Origin of the sequence: Novosphingobium sp. ZW T3_23, assembly GCF_044987305.1 — a bacterium.
Classification (GTDB): Bacteria; Pseudomonadota; Alphaproteobacteria; order Sphingomonadales; family Sphingomonadaceae; genus Novosphingobium.
In genome coordinates this window covers 1-4,056 of the sequence record NZ_JBJDRF010000113.1, presented here as the reverse complement: position 1 = coordinate 4,056, position 4,056 = coordinate 1, and the positions used below count along the sequence as shown (strand labels likewise).

3 protein-coding genes are annotated in these 4,056 nt (G+C 63.4%); all 3 read right to left on the bottom strand.

Features of this window, described 5'->3' with window-relative positions; all coding sequences use genetic code 11:
* Positions 1–175: 175 nt before the first annotated feature.
* Positions 176–2,032, bottom strand: coding sequence for a methyl-accepting chemotaxis protein (locus ACI3K3_RS25420; protein ID WP_404918863.1), 1,857 nt, complete (start codon positions 2,030–2,032; stop codon positions 176–178).
* Positions 2,033–2,290: 258 nt separating this feature from the next.
* Positions 2,291–3,136, bottom strand: a complete 846-nt coding sequence (locus ACI3K3_RS25415; protein ID WP_404918861.1) for a flagellin — start codon at positions 3,134–3,136, stop codon at positions 2,291–2,293.
* Positions 3,137–3,393: 257 nt separating this feature from the next.
* The coding region (locus ACI3K3_RS25410; protein ID WP_404918859.1) for a flagellin at positions 3,394–4,056 on the bottom strand (663 nt) is incomplete at its 5' end.

The following is a 4,056-nucleotide window of genomic DNA, read 5'->3' as shown; positions in this document are numbered from 1 at the left end:
GAAAAAAGCCGCTCCGGGTGAGGGAGCGGCTTGTCTTCGTCATCCCGGACTTGATCCGGGATCGCTGTCGGTCTTGAGGCGCCAGCCATCGAGCGAGGCGCGGCTCTTAGAGCGAGGCGCGGCTGGGCCAGCGGTCCCGGATCAAGTCCGGGACGACGCGTGTGTCAGGCTTGTCTCAGAAGTCCATCCAGTCGTCGGCGGTGGCGAGGGCCTTCATCGGCTTGCGGGCCGCTGCCGGCTGGAACGTCGCCACCGGCGCCGCTGTGACAACGCGCGGGGCCGAAACCGGCACCGAACGCAGGCCTTCGCGGCCGGTGCGGAACATCGCGGCGCGGTCAGACAGCGAGGTCACTTCGCTGTTGAGGTTGCGTGCGGCGGCGGAGGTCTCCTCGACCATCGCGGCGTTCTGCTGGGTGGCCTGATCCATCGTGCCGATCGTCGCGCTGATCTGGGTGATCGTCGAGGACTGCGCTTGGTTGTCGCTGGCGATGTCGCTGAGCAGGGTGTGGACTTCGGTGACGTCGCCCGAGATGTTCTGCAGGGCGCCGTCGACGCGCTGCACGGCTTCCACGGCAGTGCCGATGTCGGTCTGGGTGGCGGTAAGCTGCTCGCGGGCGCGCTTGGCTTCCTCTTCCGAGCGCATGGCCAGCGCCGAGACGAGATCGGCCACGACTGCGAAGCCGCGACCGGCATCGCCGGCACGGCCCGCCTCGACGGCGGCGTTCATGGCAAGCACACGGGTCTGGAAGGCGATCTTGTCGAGGCCTTCGATCACCGAGTCGATGCCCTTGGCGCTTTCGGAAACGCGGCCCATGGCCTGGACCGCCTCGTCGGCGATCTCGCGGCCGGAGCCGACCACGGTCATCGCTCCATCGGCGCGCTGCACGGTGCGTCCGGCGGCGGCGGCGGTGGCGCGCAGGCGATCGTCCATCTGGGTGATCGCGGCCGAAGTCTCTTCGAGGCTGGCGGCATTGCTCTCGGTGCGGCGGGCGAGGTCTTCCGAAGCCTGGGCGATCTCGCTGGAGCCGGTGCGGATGGCGACCGCGCTTTCAGCGACCGCACCGATCAGTTCGCGCAGGGCGCCCACGGCGGTGTTGAAGTTGCTCTTGAGCTCGCCGTAGGCAGGCGGGAAATCGGCATTGATGCTCTGCGTGAGGTCGCCCTCGCTGATCGCCTGGAGGCTGGAGCGCAGGGTTGAGGTGACCAGTTCCTGCTCGCGCGCGGCGCGGGCGTCGATCTCGGCGCGGGCTTCGGCGGCGCTGCGGAACTGCTCGACGGCTTCCGCGATCTCGCCGATTTCGTCACCGCGTTCGCGGAACGGCACTTCGACCTTGCCGCCTTCGGCCAGCGTCGTGGTGACATGGGCAATGCGGCTCATCGGCGCGGCAACCGTGCGGTTGATCAACAGCCAGATGAAGACGATCAGCGCCATCGCGAAGAGAGCCAGCGTCACGCAGAGGATCGTGGCGGTGCGGGCGGTCGCGGCACCATCTGCGGCCTTGGCGGCGACGCGTTCACGCGTGAGTTCGATCAGCTTGTCGGTCTGCTCGATCATGTCGTGCGAGGCCTTCTTGCCCTCGGTCTTGATCATGGCCATGGCGCCATCGACATCGCCGGCGGTGCGCAGGGCGAAGATCCGGTCGTTCACCTCGGTCAGCGCGACAGCGCGGGTCCGCAGTTCCGCCACTTCAGGACCGAACGCCTCTTCGCCGATCAGCTTGTAGGCATCCACCGACTTCAGCAGTTCCTCGTCACCCGCCTTCAGGCGATCGCGCAGGTTCTGCGCATCGCTGGCGCTGGCGGCGTTGTAGTAGCTGTAGACGATGATCCGCAGCTCCTTGACGTTGCTGATCACGTCGGTGAGGCCGGACATGCCAGCCATGCCGCGCGAAACGTGCGATTCCGCAACGGCATTGAGCTCTCGTGTAGAGAGGAAACCGTTGAGGCCCACCACGGCGATCATCACGTTGATGATCGAAAAGGCCGCCCACAATTTTTTGGGCAATCGCCAATTGTTCAGAAAATCAAGCATCAGTATTCCAATTCCTGCTTGGGGGGTCGGCCCCGCCATGGGAGCGTCTTCTTCATTATAGTTCGGCGGGTGAATCGCAGGTGCGGAGCGCCCGGAAAAACGCAGGTTTCCGGTAAGTCACGAGGCTGCTTCGTGACCCTGCTTTCAGGCCCCACCCATCTTATGTTCTTGAAACGACAGAAGGCCGGGATGGCTGAACCACCCCGGCCTTCCAGACGATTGGCCTCCCGGCGGACCGGGAGACCATCGATCCTCCGATTAACGGAAGAGCGACAGGATCGTCTGCGGCGCCTGGTTGGCGATCGACAGAGCCTGCACGCCCAGCTGCTGCTGGACCTGAAGGGCCTGAAGCTTCGCCGATTCCTTGGCGAGGTCAGCGTCGACGAGGTTGCCAATGCCGGTTTCGACCACGTCCGACAGCTTGCTGGTGAACGAGAGCTGGCCCTCGATCTTGCGCGAAGCTGCGCCCATGTCGCTGAGGCTGGTGTTGACGTCCTTGATGACGTCATCGAGCTTGCCGACCATCGTTTCAGCATCGGTCTGCGAGGCGATGGTGGTGTCGATGGCGTCAGTCACCTTGGCGGTGAAGCCCTGGTTGGCGACGTTGAGGCTGTCCGTCACGTCGGCGCCCGTGGTGATCGTCAGCGACTGAAGAGCAGCAACAGTGGTAGTGCCCGTGAAGTCTTCGTCGAGCAGGTTGGTGTTGTTGAATTCCGACGACTTGATGATCGTGGTGATCTGCTCTTTCAGAGCCGTGAAGTCCTTGTCGATAGCGGTGCGGCTGTCGGCTTCCAGGCCGGCGTCCGCTGCTTCATAGGCCTTCGACTTCATCTGGTTGAGAATGTCGGAAATCTGCTCGGCACCGGCGATCGCGGTGTCGGTGACGCTCTTCGCGTTGTTGAGCGAGGAGGTGACCGCACCCAGGCCGCCGAGGTCGCCACGCAGGGTCTGAGCCACGGTGTACTTCGACGAATCATCCTTGGTCGAGGCAACGGCCAGACCGGTGTTGATGCGGCTCTGCACCTGGTTCATGCCCTTGTTGGTCGCGTTGAGGCTCTGGAGAGCGGCCATTGCGCCAGCATTGGTGTTAACCGAAAACGCCATTTTGGTCTTCCTTCTAGAAAAGCAGGCCGAGTTCTGCGGCCGGATGACGGGAGCGCCGCCATGCGCACAGCTGGTTCTTCCGGCTGCATATTCATTCTAGGAAGGGAAAATAATCGCCCGGAAATTTGGGAAGAAAAGTTTTCGAATGCTCACGCGGATACTGTCGTTCTGAAACGACAGAAGGCCGGGATGGCGAACCACCCCGGCCTTCCAGACGATTGGTCTCCCGGCGGACCGGGAGACCATCGATCCTCCGATTAACGGAAGAGCGACAGGATCGTCTGCGGCGCCTGGTTGGCGATCGACAGAGCCTGCACGCCCAGCTGCTGCTGGACCTGAAGGGCCTGAAGCTTCGCCGATTCCTTGGCGAGGTCAGCGTCGACGAGGTTACCAATGCCGGTTTCGACCACGTCCGACAGCTTGCTGGTGAACGAGAGCTGGCCCTCGATCTTGCGCGAAGCTGCGCCCATGTCGCTGAGGCTGGTGTTGACGTTCTTGATGACGCCATCGATCGTGCCAACCATCGTTTCAGCGGTGGCTGCCGTAGCGATGCCGCCGGTGCCGATGGCCGTCGTCACCATGGCGGTGAAGCCCTGGTTGTCGACGTTCAGCGAGTCGTCGGTACCAGCGGTGTCGATCGTCAGCGACTGGAGAGCCGCAACGGTCTTGGTGCCGCTGAAGCCTTCGTCGAGCAGGTTGGTGTTGTTGAATTCCGACGACTTGATGATCGTGGTGATCTGCTCGTTCAGAGCCGTGAAGTCCTTGTCGATAGCGGCGCGGCTGTCATCTTCCAGACCGGCATCCGCTGCTTCATAGGCCTTCGACTTCATCTGGTTGAGAAGGTCGGAAATCTGCTCGGCACCGGCGATCGCGGTGTCGGTGACGCTCTTCGCGTTGTTGAGCGAGGAGGTGACCGCACC

Excerpts from the sequence above, each read along its gene's own strand:
- ACI3K3_RS25420 (WP_404918863.1), bottom strand. The coding sequence starts at position 2,032 with ATGCTTGATTTTCTGAACAATTGGCGATTGCCCAAAAAATTGTGGGCG.
- ACI3K3_RS25415 (WP_404918861.1), bottom strand. The coding sequence starts at position 3,136 with ATGGCGTTTTCGGTTAACACCAATGCTGGCGCAATGGCCGCTCTCCAG.